The following is a 21,443-nucleotide window of genomic DNA, read 5'->3' on the forward strand; positions in this document are numbered from 1 at the left end:
CGAAGATCGGCCTCCTCGCGCGCGGCGAGGACGGCCTCGAGGCCGCGCGCGAAGAGGTCGAGGAAGCCGGGGGCGAGGCGGTCATCGTCCCAACGGACATCGCAGACTTCGACGAGGTCGACGCCGCGGCGTCGACCGTCGAGAACGCCTTCGGCTCGATCGATATCTGGGTGAACAACGCGATGGTGTCGGTGTTCTCGCCGGCGGCAGAGATGACCGCCGACGACTACCGCCGCGTCACCGAGGTCACCTATCTCGGATTCGTTCACGGGACGCAGGCCGCCCTCGAGCGAATGCGCCCCCGTGACGAGGGGATGATCGTCCAGGTTGGCTCCGCGCTGGCGTATCGTGGCATTCCGCTCCAGTCGGCTTACTGTGGCGCGAAACACGCGATCCAAGGATATACCGAATCCGTACGAACGGAATTGCTCCATGACAACTCTGATGTCCAGCTATCGATGGTACAGATGCCTGCGATGAATACCCCGCAATTCGAGTGGACGAAAACCCGGCTCCCGAGAAAACCGCAGCCGGTACCGCCGATCTACCAGCCTGAGGTCGCCGCTCGAGCGATCATCTGGGCTGTCGACCACGACAGAGACGAACTGTGGGTTGGGCGGTCGACAGTGAAAGCGATCCTCGGGAACCGTCTGATCCCGCGGCGACTCGACAACTATCTCGCTCGCGGTGGGTACGACTCCCAACAGACCGACGAGCCGGTCGATCCGGACCGGGAACACAACCTATACGAGCCCGTATCTGGCGACTTCGGCGCTCACGGGCCGTTCGCCGACCGAGCGCGCAATCGAAGCTACCTTCTCCAGGCGTCGGTGCATCGGCGAGCGCTCGCCCTGGTCATCGGCCTCGTGGCCGCGATCGCGAGCGCCGTTCTCGGTCGGCGCGTCGTCTCGACCGATTCCAACTGATTTATTGAGGTTTCTGAGCACTAATTCATGGATATCGGAATAATCGTGGTCCGTCTGGTTGCTGGGCTCTTGCTTATCCTTGCGAACGCCTTCTTCGTCGCCATCGAGTTCGCGCTGACGCGCGCTCGACAGTTTACCGAGGAAGAGTTCGTCGCTGACAATCCCAAACTCGAGCGAGCGTGGGAGATGACCGACAACCTTGAACTCTATCTGATCACATTCCTACGGGAGTGACTCATTCCCGAGCGACCAGAACGGAGGTAGTCACCGATTCGAGAACGTCCTCCGTCGTGCTCCCGAAGAGTTGTTCTGTGAGGGTCGAATCCTCGCTTTCTCCGATCACGATAAGGTCGATCCCATTATCGGCGCTATACTGTGGTATTGCGTCTTCTGGAAATCCTTCGAGAACGGCTCGTTCGGACGTAACCCCGGCCTCATCGGCCATTTGCTCGGCCTGATTGAGCGCCTCTTCCGCTTCCTCATCAAGTGCTTCGGTGAGGTCATTCGCGATGTCGCCAACGGCGGATGCGGACATCTCCGTCCCAACATCTACGACGTGCAGGAGATGCACCTTGGCACCCATACTCGACGCGATTTCCATTCCGTGGTCTAGCGCTGTTACGCTCGCATCAGAGCCATCTGTCGGGATAAGGATATCGCGGTACACGTCGAGGTCCTATTGGCTGAACGGCAAAAAACATGACCCCGAGTCAGCTGGACCGGACCATGTCGTGATATTGGGAACTTGGCTCGTAACCCGCCGGAGCGGAACACGCTTGGGGAAGGTCTTATTGTCCAGCGCGTCATCAAGGCCATCTATCGCCCCTCGGAGACCGGGCGGTCGGTCAGACTCAACTGAACAGCCCATCCGGCAGCAATGTCAGTTTGCCACCCGTGCTTTTTTGCTCGACGTCGTATCGATGGACCTATACTGAATGCAAGCACCCGAAATACTCCTCCGTCTCGTTGCGGGTGCCGCGTTGATTCTCGCCAACGGGTTTTTTGTCACCATCGAGTTCGCGCTGACCCGCGCCCGACAGTATTCCGAAGCGGAGTTCATGGAACCTGGTCTCGAACGTGCGTGGGAGATGACCGAGGAACTCGAAATCTATCTCACTGGCTGTCAGGTCGGCATCACCGCCTGTAGCATCGCACTGGGTATCGTCGCGGAACCCGCGCTCGCAGCGCTGTTCGAACCGTTGTTCGGCGGGACGATTCTCGCGTCGATTGGCGCGGGCGTGCTCTTGGCGTACATCATCGTGAGCTTGGTACACAAGGTCTACGGTGAACAGGCCCCCACCTACCTCGGCGTCGAGCGCTCGAAACAGGTCTGCCGCTACGGCGCGACACCGCTGTATTGGTTCACGTGGGTCATTCGACCGATTCTCCGCGTCGGTGACTGGGTGGCGAAATGGACGCTTTCGCTGTTCGGCGTCGAGATGACCGGTGCGTGGCTCGAATCCGACGGCGAGGACATTGAGGGGCGTGCGGACCTCCACCGACAGCTCGAGTCGATACTCGACGACAATGAGATTCCCGAAGAGCGTCGTCAGGAAGTAATGAACGCGTTGGTGGTCGAGGAAATCCCCATCCGTGACATCATGGTGCCGCGCGAGGAAATCGCCACACTCTCGACCAACAATACCCCCGAGGAAAACCTCGCGGTCGTCGAGGAGCATCCACATCTCCGCTATCCGCTGGTCGGCGAGGACATCGACGATTTCCGAGGGGTCATTTACCTCGCGACGGTCACAAACCAATTCGAGGCGTTCAAAAACGGCGACATCGACATCGAGGAGCTCGCCGAGTCACCGATGACGCTCCCGGCCGACGAGGTAATCAGCGACGCCATCGACCGCTTCCAGACGGAAAATCAGGAACTCGCGTTCGTCACTGAGGAGGGACGGGTCGTCGGCCTGTTAACCGCGACAGACGCTTTCGAGGAAGTGATGGGCGAACTCGAAGACCCCATTGACGTCTACCAGCGCGAACAACGCGGGGACGATGCATCGGGACTAGACTCCCAAAGCGACCCGGCTTGAGACACCTCGTGAGGACGGTAGCCGTCGTAGCGCGAAGAATCGGTTTGCAGACAAGCCGTTTATTTGTCTTCCAATTCGTATAATTCGCTATGCCGATGCCCGCGCTCGAAGCCTCCATCAGGCTTATTGCCGGTCTATTACTCATTCTCGCCAACGGGTTTTTCGTCGCCATCGAATTCGCGCTGACCCGCGCCCGACAGTATTCCGAAGCGGAGTTCATGGAACCCGGTCTCGAACGCGCCTGGGAGATGACTCAGAACTTAGAGATTTACTTGACCAGTTGCCAGATCGGGATTACGTTCTCGAGCATCGCGGTCGGTATCGTCGCCGAACCAGCTCTGACGGCCATCTTCGAACCGCTGTTCGGTGGTACCGTTCTCGCATCGGTCGGCGCAGGAGCCATCCTCGCGTTTCTCATCGTCAACCTCGTCCATCTGACCCACGGCGAGCAAACCCCTACCTATCTCGGCGTCGAGTGCTCGAAACTGGTCTGTCGGTACTGTGCGACGCCGCTGTACTGGTGGACGCGGAGCATCTGGCCGATCATCAAGTTCGGAGATGGGGCGGCGAAATGGACGCTTTCGCTGTTCGGCGTCGAGATGACCGGCGCGTGGCTCGAAACCGAGTCTGATGTCATGCAGGGGCGTGCGGGTCTCTACAAGCGCTTCAGCTCGATCCTCGAAGCGGGAAACATTCCCGCAGAACGCCATCAGGAGGTGATGAACGCGCTGGCCGTCGGCGACATCCCGGTCGAGGTGATCATGGTTCCGCGCGAGGAGATCGTTGCGCTCTCGACCGAGAACACCCCCGAAGAGAACCTCGCGCTCGTCGAGGAACACTCCCATTCTCGCTACCCAGTGGTCGGCGAGGACATGGACGACTTCCGCGGGGTCGTCTATCTCCCGACGATCACGAACCATTTCGAGGACCTCATGAGCGGCGAAGTCGACATCGAAGACATCGCCGAGTCGCCGATGACGCTCCCGGCCAAGGAGGAAATCAATGACGCTATCGACCGTTTCCAGAGGGAAAATCAGGAACTCGCCCTCGTCACCGAGGGAGACACGATCGTTGGTCTCCTGACCTCGACAGATGCCTTCGAGGAGGTCATGGGCGACCTCGAAGACCCGATAGACGAGCGGGCCGGACGCGCGCGCCGTGGAGCGGACCTGACCGGAACCTGAGACGACTTCGGCGATCAGTCGCTCGACGAAACGCTTGAATACCTTTCCGGTTTCGGGGTCAGAACTGCAGATTCAGGTTGAGGAGGATCCAGAAATAATCGTCCAAAACATCGTCAGCAGCGCCGATCTCGGCCGCACTCTTAACCTAAACGCGATTGCGATTGGTCTTGGACTCGAGAATATCGAGTATGAACCGGAGCAGTTCCCCGGATTAGTGTATCGCCTTGACCAGCCGGAGGTTGTTGCACTCCTCTTTGGCTCTGGGAAGTTGGTCGTCACTGGCGGGACAGAGGTCGACGATGCCAAACAGGCCGTTGATGTGATCACCACTCGTCTTGAGGAACTCAGCCTGCTCGAGTAACAGATCAGTCATAACAGGCGGGAATATTTCTGAGTGGATGTTGCTGGGATACTTGCGAACAGACACTGGTAATGGTATCTCCTCTCCCTACGGTTGTTTCAATCTCCATATAATAAACTATAGACAAGACACCACTGTGGTTCGTATGGCGCAGTACACACGCCGGTCAGTACTGACACTGAGTGGGAGCGTGCTAGGCGGGCTCGCACTTGGGGTACAGTCACAGTCGCACAGGCACAGAATCGGTATCTCGTAGATGCAAAGCGCGTCAGCGCGGCCGAGGCTCGCAATGCAGGACTCACAGTCATCCACGGCCTAAGCGCCATCGACGTCCTCGTTGTCCGCAGGGATGATTCTGCAGTCGACACACTGGGCGCAGAGTACGCACACGTACTTACCGAACCACCCAGTTTCAGACAACGTTCTGAAGGAAGGAACCGTGCTACTAGCGACTGGTCAGGCGCGAGAGTGTGTCAAGCGCAAAGCGCTTGCTGCTCGAGCGGTGGGCCCATCCGTACGGTTCGATTGCTTGTAGTCGATCGCTGTCGCTGTGAGCGCAGCTGCGATTTGTAGCCAGGGACCGACTGCCGAATGATCGAGTAAGTGCGAGGGATCTAGTGGCCAAAACAGTGTACTACCGAGTGGGTCATCGAGATCATCGTATCGATCTGGCGGGAGGATTGTCTCGAGCAAGGCGTCGGCAGCGTCGAGGAGCGTCTGATTCTCCTCGAGGACAGTTGGAACAACCGAATCGCGGCGTTCGGAAGTAGTCTGGAACGATAACGCCAGACGATATCTGTTCTCGTCAACCCGGATGAGATCGAACGCCTCGAGCCGGTTGCGATAGTTCCGGATGGTCCGTGCTGAGACGTCCGCTCGGTCGGCGAGGTCACGCTGTGATAGGCGGTTTTCGGCTATGAGAAGCACCCGAACGATTCGGCCAACTGTTGGCGGCAAATCACAGAGCAACTGCTCGGAGTCGAGCATACTCAACGCATAGCGGAGTTCGTCCGGCCGGAGCTCTCGGCTCTCGTCTTCGGTGGCGAGTTGCTGGAGTGCTCGAGCAGCGGCGTACGGCGAGCTGACTAACGCCTGTAGTAGCGAGATGCTGTCTCGATCGGTCGGAGGTTTTTCGACTGTAGGATCCGCGTCGCAGCCATCGCGTAGCCCGTTCGATCGACCGTCGAGAGGGAGACGGCTTGACGAGGAGCTGTACAACATGCGGTGGATGACTGAAACGTGCTTCTCGGTGGTCAAGTGCTCGCACGGTCGTGCCGTGCGAGCGCAGACCTAGTACCGTGAGTTCCGAGAATGCGTCCTGATGTTCGCTATCTACAACGTCGAACGCGCCTCCAAAGCATTATGATCCCGACGCCGTACCCCTATTCAACAAAGCACGACGGTCCTGTATCAAGCCACGTTCGTGGATGAGTCTAGTTCACCGTACTAGTTTCACCCCCGTCTTTTCGCCGGCACTCTACCGGAATCGTGGACGAATTCGCACAACTGTGCTCGGAAAGCGGCCGCAACTCATGTTACGACCGGCAGAATTGGGAGCACAGAGGTGTGCTGTCGGTCGCGGTCACTCTCCGAGGAAATCACTACTGAGGGAGGGGAAGATCATGTGCGCGAAATGGATCGTGAGGACGACGACGATTGGGCCGAGGAAGAGTCCGTACCAGCCGAAAGCGAGGGTCCCGAGGAAGTACCCGAGGAGAACTAACCCCATGTGGACGCCGCTTCGCGCGGAGAGGTACGACCGCGCGAAGAAATCAGGGATCGTATCGACGACGACGAACGTGAGAACCAGGAATGCGATCGGGTGCCAGAGCGGCGTTGCCGTCGTCACTGCGAGTCCGACCAGAACCAGTCCGTACGGGACGTAGACGATTTTCATTCCGACGGCCGGTATCAGCGTCCCAATTCCGATAAGCAGTGAGAGTAACACCGGCGTCGCAACGACAGCCCCGCCCGGTGCGAGGTAGTTGAGACCGGTGTACGTTGCGGCGGCGGTCACGGCTGCGACCGCAATGACCGCGAGATTACTGAGAAAGACCGTTTCGAGGTCGTCGTCGACCGACTCGATGTACGAGACGATCTCGTCGTCATGGTCGATGCTCTCGTAGAACCACCGTCGTAACTTCTGGTCGTCGCGCAAGAAATAGAAGAGAAACGTAAGCATGAGAAAAAATCGAGCGAGAACCGAGAAAACGAATCCGGCGAACGACTGGAGTCGTCCCAGCGCGCCCGGAACGCCCTGGCGGAGGACGCCAGCGATCGGGCCGCCGGAACCATCCATGAGTGCGTCCTGGAGACTATTGATATTGCCCTCCCTGACCAATCGCAAATACGGCTGGAATAGCGATCGATACGCCTCGAGTGAACTCGTGGCGAGGAACTGATCCAGTTCCCGAAGTGCGACGACGCCCGTGTAGGCGATGACGGCCGCCATGGGGACGACGACGAATAGTATCGTGATCGTCGTCGTCACGTTCGGGTGGTCGATGACGCGATCGAGTTGGCGATACAGTGGACGCGTCGCGTAGTAGACGAATATCGCGAAGAGCACTGTCCCCACGTATCTGAAGAGGGCGATTCCGATCAGTGCCGCGAGAATCAAGCCGAATCCAACCCAGAGGAGACGCTTGCCGTCCCATCCGTCGAAAACGGCCATGGGCACTCACACGGGTACAAACCGGAAAAATGCCGGTCTTGAAAGTGGAGGCTGGAATCATCGCGTGGTCATCGCAGAAGCGAGTAGCCGAATCGAGAGCAGACCTGTTAACGAGAGGTCCTGGATCACGTCTGTCGGCTCCCTGGCTATGGACCTTCATTTCTTTGAATAGCTGCAAATTCGGCTGCGGGTTTTAGTGTTCTCGAACCTAGTTATTGCGCTGTGACGCTCGAGGAATTCGTCCGCGACGAGCGGATGAACGCCGTCATCGGATGGTCGTTGACAGGCATCGTAGCGCTGAGTGCCATCGAGAGCGTTCTTACAGGCGTTCTACTCTGGGGTGGGTTCGAGCTAGTCATCGTCGCTATGGTATCGGTACCACCGCTGATCACCGGCGACTGGACGGCGATGGTTTCCTGGCCACTCTTGGCGGTCGCTATGCTCTCAGTCGTCGCCAGTGTAGCCGGGTTTCCGTCCGAGACTCTAGTGTATCTCGCCGTTGCGGCGCTCGCACTCATCGTCGTCGTCGAGCTTGAGACGTTCGCATCGGTCGAACTGAGTCGTCGGTTCGCTGTCGTCTTTGCGGTACTGACGACGCTGGCACTTCAAGCGCTCTGGACCATCGCGCAGTTCTACTCGGATCAGTGGCTCGGGACCGAGTACCTCCGCTCGCAGACTGAACTCCAGTGGGACTTCGTCATCGTCACCGTCGTGGGGCTCGTGCTCGGCGGGCTCTTCCAGTGGTACGCCGGCCGATTCGAGCCGGCGGGTGCCGTTGCTCGAGCCGCGGAGGAAGCGGAATCATCATGACGCTCGGCGACGCGCTGGGGCTAACAGATGCTCAGGAGCGCCATATCGTTCGAGGCCTCCAACTCGGGCTCGGCGCGCTCCTCGGTTACGGGATAGTGACGTTTCAGTTCGGGATCTCTGGAACAGCGGGATTGGCCCTCGGAATAACACTCCTGCCGGCGTGGTTGCGTTGGGAGTACGGATACTCGATGGATGCCGGACTCGTCCTCTGGATCGCCACTGCCGTGATCCTCCACACGATAGGGTCGCTCTGGCTCTACGAAGCGTACCAGTGGTACGACGAGATCGCCCACACCGTCTCGGCGTCAGTCATCGCAGGACTGGGGTACGTGGCCTTCCGGGCGTTCGAACTCCACTCCGACGAGATGAACGTCCCGTCGACCTTTCGCTCCGTGTTCATTGTCGTCTTCGTCCTCGCGATCGGCGTCATCTGGGAGGTACTCGAGTTCGCCCTCGGCGGCACGGTAGTCACTGTCTATGGAATCGACGACATCGTTACCGACTTCGTGTTCAACGCAGTCGGCGCAGTGATCGTCGCGATCTGGGGAACTGGTTACGTCAGTGAACTCGTTAGATTCTTCGGGCGTCGATTTCGGTCAACTCCTGATAACTAACTCCCAGGACTCTTGTAATGCCGCTTTATCGATGGTACTGCCAACGGCTGCAAAAGCCAGCATGGGGACTATCGGAAGATGAAGTGAACGACCGATCGTCCGAGAGGGACACTGATTTAGCATGAATGAGCGACGTAACCGGAAATCACGACGGTGGTTCATGAAGGCAAGCTCACTCACCTCGGCCGCACTGGGACTCGGTGTGACCAGGAATGTAAGCGCACAGGAGTCGCCGGCCGAAAACGGCGACGACGGCGGCGACGGGCAATTTCAAGAGGCGATTGCGACCGGCGAAGCGTATTTCTCAGGCGCGATTTTCCGGGTCGTCTCGCCGGCACTGGAGGACGCCCCCGTCGTGAACAATCCGGACGTCCTGCAGAACCACAGCGTGCGTGTCATCGAACACTTCAACACAAACGAAGAGGGGTATCTCTTCGTACCCCGAGATGCACAGATCGAAGAGGGAGAACAGTACGTATTCGACGACCGATTATCGTCGCCGACCGAAGACGAGTTAGCAATTACCGATCTCGTCCGCGTCCAGTACCGACCTCTCACCGGAGAAGACCTCCCCTTCGAGCTCGAGACCGAGGAGGACTTCGAGATTCTGGATGAGGGCGGCGGCGAAGCCGCCGTCCGTCCAGATAACTTCTTCTCGAGTGCGCCGTTCGAGATCACTTCTGGCCCGCAGGGCTGGGTGCCACAGGATATCGAGCAGAGTGGCCTGTTTACGGGGTACAATACCGTCCATGCGGAATACTTCGGCACGAACAATCGGTTCCTCTTCTTCCCGCAAGAGGGCGCAGAAACGGAACAGGGAGAACTCTACGTGATGCGTGACGAATCCGAGATATTCGATCCGGCGGGCAATCTCGTGGCCGCCGAGTTCGACGTCGTCGACGAAGAAACTCTTACTATCGATAGCGATTCCCTCCGGTGACACCCTCCCCGGCGTGAACACCAGGGGCTTCCCGTATTTGGTCTCTCCCTTCGACGTCGCCGACAAGAACGAACTAACCGGACGCACGATCGTGGAAGGGGTGATTCAACTCCGGCGAGCGAAATCATAGCGAAACCGGATGCAGCCCGTCTAGGCGGAGTGGTCCGCCTCGCGCTCGTCGCCGAGTGAGACGAGTCGTCGCCCGCTCTGATCGCGATCGACCGGATATCAAACCCGCGACCATCTGCCGAAGAGGTGCCGACTCGCCCGGCATCATGTCGGTTGAATATCCATGGATACGTGTTATCCCGCTGGTACGTGTCGACTCCGACGTGCCAATCGCTCCGGATCCAGCAGAAATATTCGACCGGGCAGTCGCGGAAGGTGAACGACGGCTCGATCAGTCGCTGCTCGAGCTCACGGCGACCAGCTTCATTGCGGGATTTACCATCGTCTTCGGTATTGCCACGCTCGGAGTCGTCGACGGGCTGGTCGAACCGCGCTTCGGTGACGTCGCACATATTGCGGGCGCACTCACCTTTGCCGTTGGCGTCGTCTTCCTGGTCGTCGGCCGGTCGGAGCTGTTCAACGAGAACTTCTTCGATCCAGCCGCAAAGGCCGTCGATCAGGACAGCTCGTGGCTGCTCGGGTCGCTCCTTCGTCTGTGGATCGTCACCCTCGTCGTCAACCTCGCTGGCGGGTTCCTCTTCGCGTTCGTCTTTGCCGTCGATGGCGTCCTTCCGTCCGGCTCAGCACACGCACTGGCGCGGACTGCCGAAGAGATCGTCCACCGGCCGATGAGAGGGATGTTCGCGAGCGCCATCATCGGCGGTGCGCTCGTAAGCTTACTATCATTTCTCCTCCAGGGTGTCAATAGCGTTCGGAGCCGCATCACGATGGCCTACATCGTCGGATTTCTGTTGGCCCTCGGACCGTTCGACCACGTGATCGTCACTGCAATCCACGTCTTTTTCGGCCTTCTCTTCGACGCTCAGATCGGTTACGGAGCGCTGGTCGAAACGATCGTCATTGCGACTGCAGGGAACTTCGTCGGTGGAATCGGCCTCGTTACGTTCACCCACGTTGCCCAAGTAGTGGGTGCAGAAAGCTGAACGAAACGAGGGTCGATATCTATGTCACATCTAGCCCAGTGCACTTGGGCGCGCGTCCCGTCTGACTCCGCAATGACAAGTCGAGACGCGGATTCGACGGATGGGGCGACTAAGGAAACGCGTCGTCTCATCCTCAATCCGACGAGCGGGGATGGGGATCACGCCGAACGAGTCCGTCAACTCGCCGCTGACCACAGATTTCGAATCGTCGAGACAGAACGCGCCGGACATGCGGTCGACCTTACGGCGCGGGCCGCGGCCGACGACGTCGACCTCCTTGCGTCTGTGGCGGCGATGGAACCATCCACGAAGTCGTTCAGGGACTCGTCGCGGCCGACGCACTCGAGAACGTGACGCTCTGTCTCATCCCGGCGGGAACGGCGAACATTACCGCGTCGGCACTGGGAATCGAGCGCCTGCAAGACGGGTTCGCGGCCGCGGAACGCGGCGAGACGAAGCGAATCGACCTAGGAATGGCCGACGGCGAGCCGTTCGTGATGTCGGCTATCGCGGGGCTCCCCGCAGCGGCGAGTACGGCCGCATCCGACGGTCTCAAAGAGCGGGTCGGCACACTTGCATTTATCATCGAAGGTCTGCGGACCGCCCGAGAATTTGACGGACTCGAGGTGGCGGTCGACGCCGTCACCAGTGATGGGGAGTACGCCTGGCAGGGCGAGGCGCTGTGTCTGGGGATCGGGACCCTTCGGCGCTTCACCGGCGAAAACGAATCGTCGAACGCCCGGAACGGTCGTCTCGAGGTGACGATCGTCGATCGAGTGCCGCCGACGGACGCGATCGCTGAAGCTGTCGAACGACGGTTTCTCAGTCGGGAGACGCCCCACATCACGATGATCGAAGCGTCCCAACTCGAGGTCGTCACCCTCGATGACGAGCCGGTGCGATTCAGCCTTGACGGGGAGCGCCGAGAGTACGAGACGGTCGAAATCGGTGTTCGCCCGCGAGCGCTCCGCGTTTGCGTGGGGAAGGAATACGGGTCGCGAACGTGAGCCGGGTCCGTATTTTGGAACTGCACCGTCGATAGAGACCGTTCCTTGCCGGCGTGACGTTAAGCCCGCGCCCGGCGAAGTCCGACTCAAACGTCATGCGCGTCCTTCTGATCCCCGAAGTCTATCTGCGTGATGACCTCTCGGCCAACGGTACAGTGACCGACGTTGTCGCCTGGGTCGGCGACTGGATCGAACGCGATTCGTCGCTCCACGCCTACTGGCTCCTGCCGCTGCGGGAGCAGGCCGACTACGCGGCGGTCGACGTCCACACCGACCGCAAGCGCGTCACGCTGCTCGAGCGGTGGACCCATCTGTACGATCCAGTTGTTCTCGAGGGTGTCTGACGCTGTAAGTGCAACTGCTAGTCGCAGCCACGGGCCGACCGTCGGATGATCGAGTAATCGCGACGGATCTGGTGGCCAGAACAGCGCGCTGCCGAGTGAATCGTTTGGGTCGCCGTACCGATCTGGTGGCAAGATCATCTCGAGAAAGGCGTCGGCGGCGTCGAGGAGCGTCTGACTCTCCTCGAGGACAGTTGGAACAACCGAATCGCGGCGTTCGGCGTTGGTTTGGAACGACAGCACTAGACGATATCCGTTTTCGTCGATACGGATGAGATCGAGTGCCTCGAGTCGGTTGCGATAGTTCCGGATGGTCCGTGCCGAGACACCCGCTCGGTCAGCGAGATCACGCTGTGACAGGCGGTTTTCGGCTGTGAGAAGCACCTGAACGATTCGGCCAACTGTCGGTGGAAGATCGGAGAGCAACTGGTCGGGCTCGAGCGTTCCCAAGGCGTAGCGAAGTTCATCCAGCCGGAGCTCGCGACACTCCTCTTCGTCGGCTAGTTGCTGCAGTGCTTGGGCAGTGGCGTATGGTGAGCCAGTCAGTGCGTGGAGCAGCGAGACAACGTCTCGAGTCGGTCGGAGGTTTTTCGGCTGCAGGATCCGCGTCGCAGTCGCCGCGTAGGCGGCCCGATCGTCCGTCGAAAGGGAAACGTGGACCGCGAACTCGGGAGCATCATCAGCGACCGCTGCTGGCGTCTCGAGCGATTGCTCAAGCTTGGGGCGGAGTCGGTGGACATCTTCACCGCGAACGACTACGGAACCGATGAGTGTCCCCAGCGGATCGTCGGCATCGACGGTCGGTGAGAGTGCACTCTGTCGCTTCTCCTCTCGAGACTCGAAGAGTTGCCGATAGCAGGCGAACGCACCGTACTTCGACTGGATTGCCGTCGAAATACTGATCGACGTTGCGAGTTCGTTCAGCGCGTCGGTATCGAGCCCAGCCGGCACTCGGAGTTCGCGAGTGACGTCGATCTCGAGAGCGTCGAACAGATGTACGATAGACCCAGCAAGGCCATGAGCTGAGCGCATAATCTCGCTGCGGAAGCGGTTGCGATACTCGTACTTACCAGCGGAGAGTTTCGCGGTGAGATCCTCGAGGTCAGTGCCCCACTCGATGAATGCCTCACGAAGCGTTTTGGGATCCTCGAGTGCTTCATCCGAGAGCGCACCGATACAACGAGCGTCTCGCAAGATTGCCGGCGGGTCTTCCAGTGACTCGAGACGGTTGTCGGTGAGCGCTCGGTTGAGCAATCGCGGCGAGGCTAACGCTGTCGCGAGACTCACCACATACTGCAGGGGTCCACTTGCCCGAACGGCAACGACGGCCTCTTCGCGATCACCGTCGAAACTCACGTATCGAGTATGGTCAGGGCCGTCCGTACGGTCCTCGAACGGGGCCTCAACAAGGGCGACCCCGCCGTCCTCTCCACAGCCAGCGGCGGCGGCATGCCCTAGACGGTCGAGGTAGGCTGTCCGGTAGGGGTTGCTGTCCTCGCCGCCGTCATCCCCCACCCCTCGTGTGCGCGGGGTTACACGGCACTGTTGGGAGGATGTTCCGGTGTCGCTCACGGCCTCCGACAGTTCCTGCTGACGACCGTGTTGGGCGTCCAGCTGCTCGAGTAGCTGTCGGCCGGCCTCGAGTAACTCGGCAGTCCGATCATCAGCAGGGCCGAACTCAGCGACCAGGCCGAGCTCAGTGAGCGAGTCCGTTTCGGAGACCAGCAGTTGCGAGATCCGACTCCGGTCGACGTCGTGCATCGCCCGCAACGCGTGTCGAGAGAGTGTCTGGGCGGGTTCATCAGCGAGTTGCCGGAGAAGTTCGACCTTTCGGCCGTCCGGATCCAGCGCCTCGAGGGCGTCGTCGACGCGGTCCCCAGTCGGGTGGTGTGTCTCTCGCCATTCGCTCACGCCGGGGAGGTCTTCGCGGTGGTGCTGGGCGAGCCAGTGTTGGGTCCGTCCGGTTGCGATGACACGGACATCGAAGCCCGTTGCGAGGACGGCGAGCAGTCGACAGATCGTCTCGCGTTTGCGACGTGGGGCTTGTTCGAAAGCCCGATCGATGGCGACCGCGACCGTCGGTGGGTGGTCGTCGGGAACGTGGGCAGCGAAGAAGTGGGCGGTCGCGAACAGGTCCTCGAGACTCGCATGGCCTTGCCCGAGCTTTGGCACGAGATCGGCGGCCAGCCGCCACGCGTCGCGACGGTTCCCGCGTGCGACCTCGAGGATCCGGGAGCGCAACCAGTAGGGGATGTTCTGGTCCTCGAGGGCGTCGTAACATTCTGGGACAGTCCGGCCGTCGGCGAACCGACGGACGGCACGGATGAACTGGTCTCGGATCGATTGGTGGGCGAACAGCTGTTCCCACAGCTCCGAAACGGGATCGGTGGCGATCTCGAGGGTGGCCTGTGGGGACAGCGGTGGCTGCTGGGTCGGTGTGAGTCCCGCGTCGGTCACGGTGGACTCACCTCGAGTGCGAGTGGGGGCTGGGGGCGTGCTGACTGGCGAGTGGAGTGGCGTGCCATCGAGTCCTGGAGTCGAGTGCAGAGAGTGCGGACAGCCGAGTGCAGTGGCTCACCGGCTGTCGGCGCGAGTGCGTGTTAGAGGCTCACCGATTCGGGATGGGGATTGCCTCTGGTTCGGTGGCCCTGTTGGAGGGTGGACTCGAGTCCTGGATCTCGGGCTCGAGAGCGACGAATCGTGTCTGCTGAGTGGGCAGATCAGCGCGGGTGCCGAGCCTGCACTCGGCGAGGAGTTCCGTACAGCCAAGTGTTGGCTCTGTGATGGTGTCGGGACTGCAGGCCACGCAGTAGGGTCGATGGATCGCCCAGCGGTCGGTGTCGGCTGGGCGTGAGGCAAGGACGGTCGCGCGGTCGCCTTCGTACAGTCGGTACTCGCAGTGTTGGCACTTGGTGGTACCGTGGGCACCGACCGGGAACCCCTCGAGGAGTTGCGTAGGGGTGGTGACGACGTTCATTGGTCGTCACCTTCGAATGCGTCGAGGAATGAGTTCGTGAGGCTCGAGTAGAGGTGTTGAGTTGTAAAGCCGCGTTCGGCTTTGACGTACTCGATCCAGTCATTGATGTCTTGGTTGACCGCCTCGAGGTCGTAGCAGTAGGTGCGTTTTGTGTTGTGGATGACGTGGACAGTTTCGTCGGTGGTTCGGTAGACGTGGTGTGCGCCCTCGGTGTCGATGCCGACGAGAATGTAGTCTGGTCGGGGGTCAGTGCGACTGCGAGCCGAAACCGTTTCGGTTGTGCGTGGTTGAATTGACATTGGTCTGGACCTTCGAGAACAGACCTTCGCTTCGGTGCTCCTACACCGGGCGATTTCTGAGTTATTGATCGCCACCAAGCGGAAAGTCTGTTCCCAGTAGTACCATATGTGGTGACCTTGGATAAAAGCACCGGATATGGTGAGCACCATATATGGTTGTTTGAAGAAGAATCACCGCAAGTAGTAATGTAATGACTCCAGAATTGTCCACTATGTCCGACGACAGGCGTGGTCTACTAACGGAAAGCGAAAGGAAAATCCTTCTAGGTGAAAAAGAGGTGTCTGACAACTATTATTACACAGTTTCAAGCCGGGTAAACAAGAAAATCTCGCGTCTTGAAGATGATCTTGAGGCGCTTGAGGAGGCTGGGAAACTCGATGATCTCCGTAGGATTATCTGTTGTGAGAATCCCGAAGACTCGTACTAATTCACAAACGCTTCTTGATTCGAGAGACATAGGAAAGACAATATCCGATTCTGTACGTCGATTCCACCCAATTTCCCTTCGGTTCAGTCCCAATATGCTTTTGACTAGTACGAATCAATGATTGTAAGGGGTTAGTGTATACCTCGTTTCTTCACCAGCAACACTGCTAGTAGTCCGTCAACCGTGGACCGACGAACATAGAACCCATAGTTCAAACTGATATGGTTTGAAAATTTCTATGAAGACGTGCTAGATACAAATCGCGTATTCAGCGTATCAACTCCGCAGTAGAGATCGCGGTGGTGGTTAATACTATCTAGGTAGTTCCTGACTGTGTTTACTGTAAATCAGCGCTTTTTACCGCAATATATCAATCATGGAATATATCGCCGGCCAGTTACAACTTGATAACGGTCTCTGATGAGATGTTTGAGCAGCTTACGGAGGTCATGATCGAACACGAGTCCGAGAGCATCGCCGACGCGGTTGCGGCCGCGTCGCTGTTGCAGTTGAACACGACGACGCAACTCTGGCCCAACTTTTCGCTCAGCGGCTTGCCGAATGAGGTCACGAAACCGCAAGAAGGCGCCGTTACCGTAAAGACGGCCCAAATCACCGTAAACAGAATCGGGAACTGCCTTATCTGCATGTCGGCTTGTTCGTCTGCTGTAAGATAGACGACCATACACGGGAACGCAGTTGGATTCGGAGACGGAAGAGTTGTGATAAATGTACTGTTCCAGTATATTGAACTCACAATCGCAGAGATGCTCTTTACTCCAGATTGGATAGATTGGAGAAAGATAGCCCAAAGTATAAACCGCCTCTGGTCATACCGACACACATGGATAAGAAGGAATTGGAAAAGAGGGTTCAGAAACACGTTGAGAAAAGAAAGGATGCATATGTGAAAATGGGCACTGTTGACTCCGAATAAACTTCTATTTATTTCTCACTCGCTTCAGCTTTTCGCGTAGATCCTTCTCAGAGTGGTGGTTTAGCGCGGGGTATTCGACATCAAATAATAGATATTCAAAATATTGGTACCAATGCCAGTACAGCGTATCTCGCCTCCAAAGTCGTTCAAAGTTGCGTTCCGGTGACAAGTGACGGTGAAATTTAGAAAGCAGTACTGCTTTTCCTATTTCGGTTTCATCGCCGGGCCACTTATGACCCTCACCAATTACACAATTGGCTAGAGCCAGCTGATAAAGGGTGATCATCGTCGTTCGATGATTGGCATCTGGGAACAGATGAAATGATACAAGAGATGTGACCCAGTGAGCACATTGGGATGTGATTGGTTCTGTGCGAGGGAATTCACGAAGTATTCGATCTAATTTCCATTTTTTCGCTGATAGTACTTTTTGTGATTTTCTACGGGGGTCCCGTACATCTACTGTATATTCATGATCTGTCTCTATCTGTGGATCTTCTACCTCTCTGAAAATATTGTAGTTTTTCTGTTTTATATCTTCTTGGTTTAGTAGAGATAGATCAGTTATTCTGTTATCTTGTAGGTTCAGTAATTCCTGTAGATCAAGGTATCCATCTGATTGTGGCATCTCTCTCTTCTCCTCAAGAAATTCTTCTCCTTTAGTTGTTAAACTGTATAGTTCGCTTCCTCTCCTATCTAATAAATCCAGTTTTTGTAGATACCTGCACTGGAGTCGAAGCTGGCTTTTTGGTATTCTATTTTCAGAAAGACAACAGATGGATATTATACTATTTTTATTAACCTTACACAAGACCTCAACATCAGAGAGAGCAGATGGTCCTGGAGACTCACGCCATGAGAGTTCGATTGAATCAGTCATGATTGTGAACAGGATTCCTCAGGTAGATACTTCTGTGTATAACTACAGTCTTGTCAATCTTGCCCTAATTCTGTTAGAATCGTTGTTGTTCCTGAGTGAACAACCGGTCTGATGGAGGCAAACGGTGAACGCGCTGACGGGCGTCGCCGTCCGCTCGTTCTCCCAATATTCTTCTAAATCCGTCTCATAGCTATCGCTGAGCAGGTCTGCGAGCATTTTAGCCAATTCACTCAACGACCTGCTCGTTTCTCAAACTGGCTCAACTAGACAGCGCCTTTACCATCCAAATGGCCCCACGGTACACCAGACAGCGGTGTTTGGATCCCACTGACTGTTTGTTCGGACGTATTTCGCTAGTAGTTAAGCGAACTTTTGGGTATGGGCCATCTCAACGTAGCCGTTTACAGCACCGTGAGCAAAAACCACCGAATCGCTATACCCAGAACTTGTCTGAATGACTAACCGAAATACGTCGCCACTGGGACCAGTGCCCAGCTAACTATGGCTCTCGAGAGATTCGACTCTCGTGCGGAGTGCTCGAAGCTCGTTCGTCAGCGTCTGGATGGTTGACTGTGCGTCGTCGCTGTCAGTAGAAGTCGAGATCTATCAGCTGAAGGATCCGGACGCGGTTTCGAAAGATCACCCGTCCTATCATCTGAAAGTGAAGGTCTTAGTCAACAAGTCAATGAACGACAGCGAGGCATGAACGTGGGCCAATCGCCACGAGGTAACTGAGCAGATCGAGGAGACACTGTTGAACGCGCTCCGCTGAGAAGACATTCCGCTGGTCCCGATGGTAGCAGTGTCTACGTAGCTGACGATCACTTCGACGCCGTCGTTCGAGACGATCAGGTTGAACTCTACGAAGACCCGACGCCGCGCCTCGAGGCGAAGTCCGATCACCTGTTGATGACGACGCTTCGGGATATGGGCGAAACTGCCCGAGACGTGACCGGGACGGTCGTGATTGACGGCGGTGCGACCGTCAACGATCTCGCGGCCCAGCTGGAGAAACATCCCGCCACGATCTACCGAGCAATCGAAGATCTCGGCGAAGTACTCGATCTCGATCAGGGCGACGTCTTGTTCCGGGCCCAGAAGTACCGCGAGGAACTGCGAGCGCTCGTCGAGTCGGCCGAGTACGCGATCGAGAGCTACGCCGATCGGATGCAACACCTCATGGGCTTAACCGATCACGTCGCCGAGTCGTCGCCCTTCCAGAAGTGGCTCGCGAAGAACAGAGCCGACCTCGAGTTCGACGAGCAGGGCGAGCCCCGTCAGATGCGGATCGATACGATTCTCTCTCGGCTGAAGTCGGATAGCTTCGAGAACCTCGGAACGATCGCTAGTGAGGCCCTCGAGAACGAGTTGGGGAATGTGTAGCGATGCGAGCTCGTTCCGACGAAGTCCCTATGTACACAGTGCGAGGACTAAGAGTTCATCATTTGGGTCGTCAGCGGCGTTGTAGATCCGCCGCACTTGCGCGCTCGAGAGGGGTGCATTATCGGGTTCAGGACGTTCTCACCCATATTCCATCTCAATGGTTGCTGTGGGGTTGTAGGTGGCTTTCCCTCGCCGCTGAAGGTGGTCATAGAATTACGAGACATCGCCAAGGTAGCGGAGTTTCGAGGCGTCCGCGTCGAGCCTGTTCGGCCAAGAAACCGACGACTTCACCGACCGGCACGAGCAGTAGATGAGGCCGACGCTCTCAATGCATACGATGTGGGCTACCTAGGGTTACGTTCAGTGAAACCGTCACTGAATCAGCTGCTCAGTAGATATGCGACACGAACAACTAAGACGGGGGGTGCACAGGTGTGGGCATGACCGATGACATCGAAGCGATGACGCGGTTCCCTGTCCCGGACGTCGAGGACCTTCCCGAAGACCTGCAGGAACGGATCGAGTCGGAGACCGAACGCGCGGGGTTCACCCCGAACGTCTTCCTCGCGCTGGGCTACCGACCACAGCAGGCGCGGGCATTCGTTGACTACCACGATGCCCTGCTGGAGGAGACCGAACTCGAACGCGAGGAAATAGAACTCCTGGTCGTCGCGGTCAGCGGTGTCAACGACTGCCTGTACTGCATCGTCGCCCACGGGGCGCTGTTGCGCATCTACGCCGAGGCCCCGCGGCTGGCCGAACAGATCGCCTCGAACCACCGCACCGCGGAGATAAATGAACGCCACCGCGCGATGCTGGACTTCGCGGTGAAACTTACCGAAGACCCGGCCGCAGTCTCCGAAAACGACATCGAACGCCTCGAAGATCACGGGTTCAGTCGCAAGACAGTCTGGGACATCGGCAACGTCGTCAGCTTCTACAACCTCTCCAACCGGATGGCACACCTTGCCGACATGCGACCGAACGACGAATTTTACCAATTAGGACGCGACCAAACTAGAAAGGAGGAATAACGGACAACGCTCTTGTGAAGCACGTTGTTGGTGGAGAGCTGTCTGGTGGTTTCGACACAGCACGGAGTTCATCGAGCGCCGATCAAGTTATCGATCTGAGCAGCTATGAGGGTGGTTTTACGATCGGCCCTGACCGCTAATCGCGGTTACCAACAATCTCCTTCACAAGAGCGTTTGACGAGGTAATCAACGTTCAGCAATCACCTCAATCTCAACATCAATAGGGACTGGGAGCGATGTAACTTCAACGGCGCTTCGGGCCGGAAACGGAGGGGTCATATACTCGCCGTAAACATCGTTGACTGCCTCATAGGTATCCATATCGGTTACAAATACGGTCGCCTTGACGACATCGTCAAGTGAGCAGTCAGCCGCATTGAGTACGGATTTTACATTCTCAAGTGTCTGTCTTGTTTGGTCACGAATTCCGCTATCAATTATATCACCAGAGGTAGGGTCAATTGGCCCCTGGCCAGAGACGTAGACAGTTGTGTCTGTAATGGTACCTTGCGAAAATGGACCGATGCTTTCTGGTGCTGCTGTTGTCGTAATCTCTTTCATAGTTGTTGTAGCTGTGAGTCGTTGTGGGTCCGGTTCGTCTCGGAAACGTACTCAAATTGTCGGAAGATGATTGTGGCCAGTGAGGTGGACACACTCACCAAACAACGAATTTAGTTAGTATTCTGTTCGTGTACCTCCTTTAGCAGGCCAGCAAGCGCTTCTGCTGTCCCCTCGAAGATTTGCTGTCCGGTAGTCTCATCGGCGACGCTTGGGTCACCGATTGCTCCGCTATCAGAATATTTTTCGAATGGGCGATATACTGACAGTGGACCACCGCTGACAAGATCATCACCACCGAGGTCATACTCCTCTTCCCAATACGTTGCAGGCATCGTATCAGTATCGACCAGTTCCGGATAAAGATACAGCATCAACGCTGTCTCGAACTCACCACCATGGGCCATCCCGCCCATGTCACTGTCACGAATCTGGTCTACGAGGTCAGTCACTAACTCAAAGTATGTAATTCCGAGGATTTCGGTTTCCGGATGTTCTCGCCCAAGTTCCGACACTGCAGCGCCGATGAGCGGAGTATTCCCTCCATGGCCATTTACGAGTACCACTGCATCAAATCCATTTGAGAGACCTGAATCTGCGGTGTCACGGATTAGACCGAGGAGCGTCTCGAACTCCGCAGTAAGTGTTCCACCAAATGAAAGGTGGTGGGGTGAATAGCCAGGTCGGACTGGAGGTGTGACTAGGATCGGGAGTTCATTAGCAACACGTTTGGCACCTGCTGTTGCCACGCTATCCGCTAGTAACGTGTCAGTTAGAACAGGGAGATGTTCACCATGCTGTTCGATGCTTCCAACCGGAATAACGAGCACGGATCCATCGGTCTCACCGACAGTCACGATATTGTCCGCTGACTGCGCTCCAAACGAGACCGTCTCGTCTAGTTGTAGAGTTTGGCGCGTCATACGATACGGTACT

General features: G+C 57.3%; 19 protein-coding genes and 4 pseudogenes. 14 read left to right on the top strand and 9 right to left on the bottom strand.

What is annotated here, in order from left to right:
- Positions 1-926: SDR family oxidoreductase (locus PGX04_RS12935; RefSeq protein WP_273738882.1), on the top strand; the 926-nt coding region annotated here is incomplete at its 5' end.
- A 27-nt stretch (positions 927-953) separates the two neighbouring features.
- A pseudogene (locus tag PGX04_RS12940) lies at positions 954-1,145 on the top strand (CNNM domain-containing protein); the annotation flags it as partial.
- Positions 1,146-1,161: 16 nt separating this feature from the next.
- On the opposite strand, the gene PGX04_RS12945 reads toward PGX04_RS12940, so the two are convergent.
- On the bottom strand, positions 1,162-1,593 hold the full coding sequence (locus tag PGX04_RS12945; RefSeq protein WP_273738883.1) for a universal stress protein: 432 nt from the start codon (positions 1,591-1,593) through the stop codon (positions 1,162-1,164).
- 268 nt (positions 1,594-1,861) lie between these two features.
- Here PGX04_RS12945 and PGX04_RS12950 point away from each other — a divergent pair, with 268 nt between their 5' ends.
- From PGX04_RS12950 to PGX04_RS12960, 3 genes and pseudogenes are all read left to right on the top strand, one after another.
- The gene (locus PGX04_RS12950) at positions 1,862-2,968 is read left to right on the top strand and encodes a CNNM domain-containing protein (protein ID WP_273738884.1); all 1,107 of its coding nucleotides are present in this window, start codon (positions 1,862-1,864) and stop codon (positions 2,966-2,968) included.
- A gap of 95 nt (positions 2,969-3,063) precedes the next feature.
- Positions 3,064-4,152: a CNNM domain-containing protein gene (locus PGX04_RS12955; RefSeq protein WP_377042674.1), complete on the top strand. Its 1,089-nt coding sequence runs from the start codon at positions 3,064-3,066 to the stop codon at positions 4,150-4,152.
- A gap of 61 nt (positions 4,153-4,213) precedes the next feature.
- Positions 4,214-4,513: pseudogene (locus PGX04_RS12960) on the top strand (TATA-box-binding protein); the annotation flags it as partial.
- Positions 4,514-6,095: 1,582 nt separating this feature from the next.
- Here the strand turns inward: PGX04_RS12960 and PGX04_RS12965 are convergent.
- Positions 6,096-7,187: an AI-2E family transporter gene (locus tag PGX04_RS12965; RefSeq protein ID WP_273738886.1), complete on the bottom strand. Its 1,092-nt coding sequence runs from the start codon at positions 7,185-7,187 to the stop codon at positions 6,096-6,098.
- 222 nt (positions 7,188-7,409) lie between these two features.
- Here PGX04_RS12965 and PGX04_RS12970 point away from each other — a divergent pair, with 222 nt between their 5' ends.
- From PGX04_RS12970 to PGX04_RS12995, 6 genes are all read left to right on the top strand, one after another.
- Positions 7,410-7,997 carry a hypothetical protein gene (locus PGX04_RS12970; protein ID WP_273738887.1) on the top strand — a complete coding sequence of 196 codons (588 nt, stop codon included), beginning with the start codon at positions 7,410-7,412 and terminating at the stop codon, positions 7,995-7,997.
- Positions 7,994-8,611, top strand: coding sequence for a DUF2238 domain-containing protein (locus PGX04_RS12975; RefSeq protein WP_273738888.1), 618 nt, complete (start codon positions 7,994-7,996; stop codon positions 8,609-8,611). The genes PGX04_RS12970 and PGX04_RS12975 overlap by 4 nt, the downstream gene beginning before the upstream one ends.
- 160 nt (positions 8,612-8,771) lie before the next feature.
- Positions 8,772-9,551: a hypothetical protein gene (locus PGX04_RS12980; protein ID WP_273738889.1), complete on the top strand. Its 780-nt coding sequence runs from the start codon at positions 8,772-8,774 to the stop codon at positions 9,549-9,551.
- Between the two features lie 332 nt (positions 9,552-9,883).
- The gene (locus tag PGX04_RS12985; protein WP_273738890.1) at positions 9,884-10,663 is read left to right on the top strand and encodes a formate/nitrite transporter family protein; all 780 of its coding nucleotides are present in this window, start codon (positions 9,884-9,886) and stop codon (positions 10,661-10,663) included.
- Positions 10,664-10,735: 72 nt separating this feature from the next.
- Entirely contained in the window at positions 10,736-11,017 is a 282-nt protein-coding gene (locus PGX04_RS12990; RefSeq protein ID WP_273738891.1) for a hypothetical protein, read from the top strand.
- The gene (locus PGX04_RS12995) at positions 10,966-11,670 is read left to right on the top strand and encodes a diacylglycerol/lipid kinase family protein (protein ID WP_273738908.1); all 705 of its coding nucleotides are present in this window, start codon (positions 10,966-10,968) and stop codon (positions 11,668-11,670) included. Before PGX04_RS12990 ends, PGX04_RS12995 begins: the two co-directional genes overlap by 52 nt.
- Positions 11,671-11,756: 86 nt before the next feature.
- On the opposite strand, the gene PGX04_RS13000 is transcribed toward PGX04_RS12995, so the two are convergent.
- The 3 genes from PGX04_RS13000 to PGX04_RS13010 form a co-directional block, all read right to left on the bottom strand.
- Positions 11,757-14,468: a helix-turn-helix domain-containing protein gene (locus PGX04_RS13000; protein WP_273738892.1), complete on the bottom strand. Its 2,712-nt coding sequence runs from the start codon at positions 14,466-14,468 to the stop codon at positions 11,757-11,759.
- 151 nt (positions 14,469-14,619) lie between these two features.
- Entirely contained in the window at positions 14,620-14,988 is a 369-nt protein-coding gene (locus PGX04_RS13005; RefSeq protein WP_273738893.1) for a DUF8112 family protein, read from the bottom strand.
- A complete protein-coding gene (locus PGX04_RS13010; protein ID WP_273738894.1) occupies positions 14,985-15,287 on the bottom strand; it encodes a hypothetical protein in 303 nt (100 codons plus the stop codon). The genes PGX04_RS13005 and PGX04_RS13010 overlap by 4 nt, the downstream gene beginning before the upstream one ends.
- A 212-nt stretch (positions 15,288-15,499) precedes the next feature.
- Here PGX04_RS13010 and PGX04_RS13015 point away from each other — a divergent pair, with 212 nt between their 5' ends.
- A complete protein-coding gene (locus PGX04_RS13015; RefSeq protein WP_273738895.1) occupies positions 15,500-15,715 on the top strand; it encodes a hypothetical protein in 216 nt (71 codons plus the stop codon).
- Between the two features lie 941 nt (positions 15,716-16,656).
- Here the strand turns inward: PGX04_RS13015 and PGX04_RS13020 are convergent.
- Complete coding sequence (locus PGX04_RS13020; RefSeq protein WP_273738896.1) at positions 16,657-17,532, bottom strand: hypothetical protein; 876 nt, start codon at positions 17,530-17,532, stop codon at positions 16,657-16,659.
- Between the two features lie 66 nt (positions 17,533-17,598).
- Positions 17,599-17,748: pseudogene (locus tag PGX04_RS13025) on the bottom strand (IS6 family transposase); the annotation flags it as partial.
- Between the two features lie 382 nt (positions 17,749-18,130).
- On the opposite strand from PGX04_RS13025, the pseudogene PGX04_RS13030 reads away from it, so the two are divergent.
- Positions 18,131-18,894 (top strand): annotated as a pseudogene (locus tag PGX04_RS13030) (DUF7845 domain-containing protein); the annotation flags it as partial.
- Positions 18,895-19,355: 461 nt separating this feature from the next.
- On the top strand, positions 19,356-19,949 hold the full coding sequence (locus tag PGX04_RS13035) for a peroxidase-related enzyme (protein WP_273738897.1): 594 nt from the start codon (positions 19,356-19,358) through the stop codon (positions 19,947-19,949).
- A gap of 186 nt (positions 19,950-20,135) precedes the next feature.
- Here PGX04_RS13035 and PGX04_RS13040 read toward each other — a convergent pair whose 3' ends face one another.
- Positions 20,136-20,510, bottom strand: coding sequence for a RidA family protein (locus PGX04_RS13040; protein WP_273738898.1), 375 nt, complete (start codon positions 20,508-20,510; stop codon positions 20,136-20,138).
- A 110-nt stretch (positions 20,511-20,620) separates the two neighbouring features.
- On the bottom strand, positions 20,621-21,430 hold the full coding sequence (locus PGX04_RS13045; RefSeq protein WP_273738909.1) for a creatininase family protein: 810 nt from the start codon (positions 21,428-21,430) through the stop codon (positions 20,621-20,623).
- Between the last annotated feature and the right edge of the window lie 13 nt (positions 21,431-21,443).

It is taken from the genome of Natrinema soli (assembly GCF_028618695.1).

Bases quoted from the DNA above. Each gene is read 5' to 3' on its own strand.
- PGX04_RS12950 (WP_273738884.1), top strand. From the start codon at position 1,862: ATGCAAGCACCCGAAATACTCCTCCGTCTCGTTGCGGGTGCCGCGTTG.
- PGX04_RS12955 (WP_377042674.1), top strand. From the start codon at position 3,064: ATGCCCGCGCTCGAAGCCTCCATCAGGCTTATTGCCGGTCTATTACTC.
- PGX04_RS12965 (WP_273738886.1), bottom strand. From the start codon at position 7,187: ATGGCCGTTTTCGACGGATGGGACGGCAAGCGTCTCCTCTGGGTTGGA.
- PGX04_RS12975 (WP_273738888.1), top strand. From the start codon at position 7,994: ATGACGCTCGGCGACGCGCTGGGGCTAACAGATGCTCAGGAGCGCCAT.
- PGX04_RS12980 (WP_273738889.1), top strand. From the start codon at position 8,772: ATGAAGGCAAGCTCACTCACCTCGGCCGCACTGGGACTCGGTGTGACC.
- PGX04_RS12990 (WP_273738891.1), top strand. From the start codon at position 10,736: ATGACAAGTCGAGACGCGGATTCGACGGATGGGGCGACTAAGGAAACG.
- PGX04_RS13005 (WP_273738893.1), bottom strand. From the start codon at position 14,988: ATGAACGTCGTCACCACCCCTACGCAACTCCTCGAGGGGTTCCCGGTC.
- PGX04_RS13010 (WP_273738894.1), bottom strand. From the start codon at position 15,287: ATGTCAATTCAACCACGCACAACCGAAACGGTTTCGGCTCGCAGTCGC.
- PGX04_RS13015 (WP_273738895.1), top strand. From the start codon at position 15,500: ATGTCCGACGACAGGCGTGGTCTACTAACGGAAAGCGAAAGGAAAATC.
- PGX04_RS13020 (WP_273738896.1), bottom strand. From the start codon at position 17,532: ATGACTGATTCAATCGAACTCTCATGGCGTGAGTCTCCAGGACCATCT.
- PGX04_RS13035 (WP_273738897.1), top strand. From the start codon at position 19,356: ATGACCGATGACATCGAAGCGATGACGCGGTTCCCTGTCCCGGACGTC.
- PGX04_RS13040 (WP_273738898.1), bottom strand. From the start codon at position 20,510: ATGAAAGAGATTACGACAACAGCAGCACCAGAAAGCATCGGTCCATTT.
- PGX04_RS13045 (WP_273738909.1), bottom strand. From the start codon at position 21,430: ATGACGCGCCAAACTCTACAACTAGACGAGACGGTCTCGTTTGGAGCG.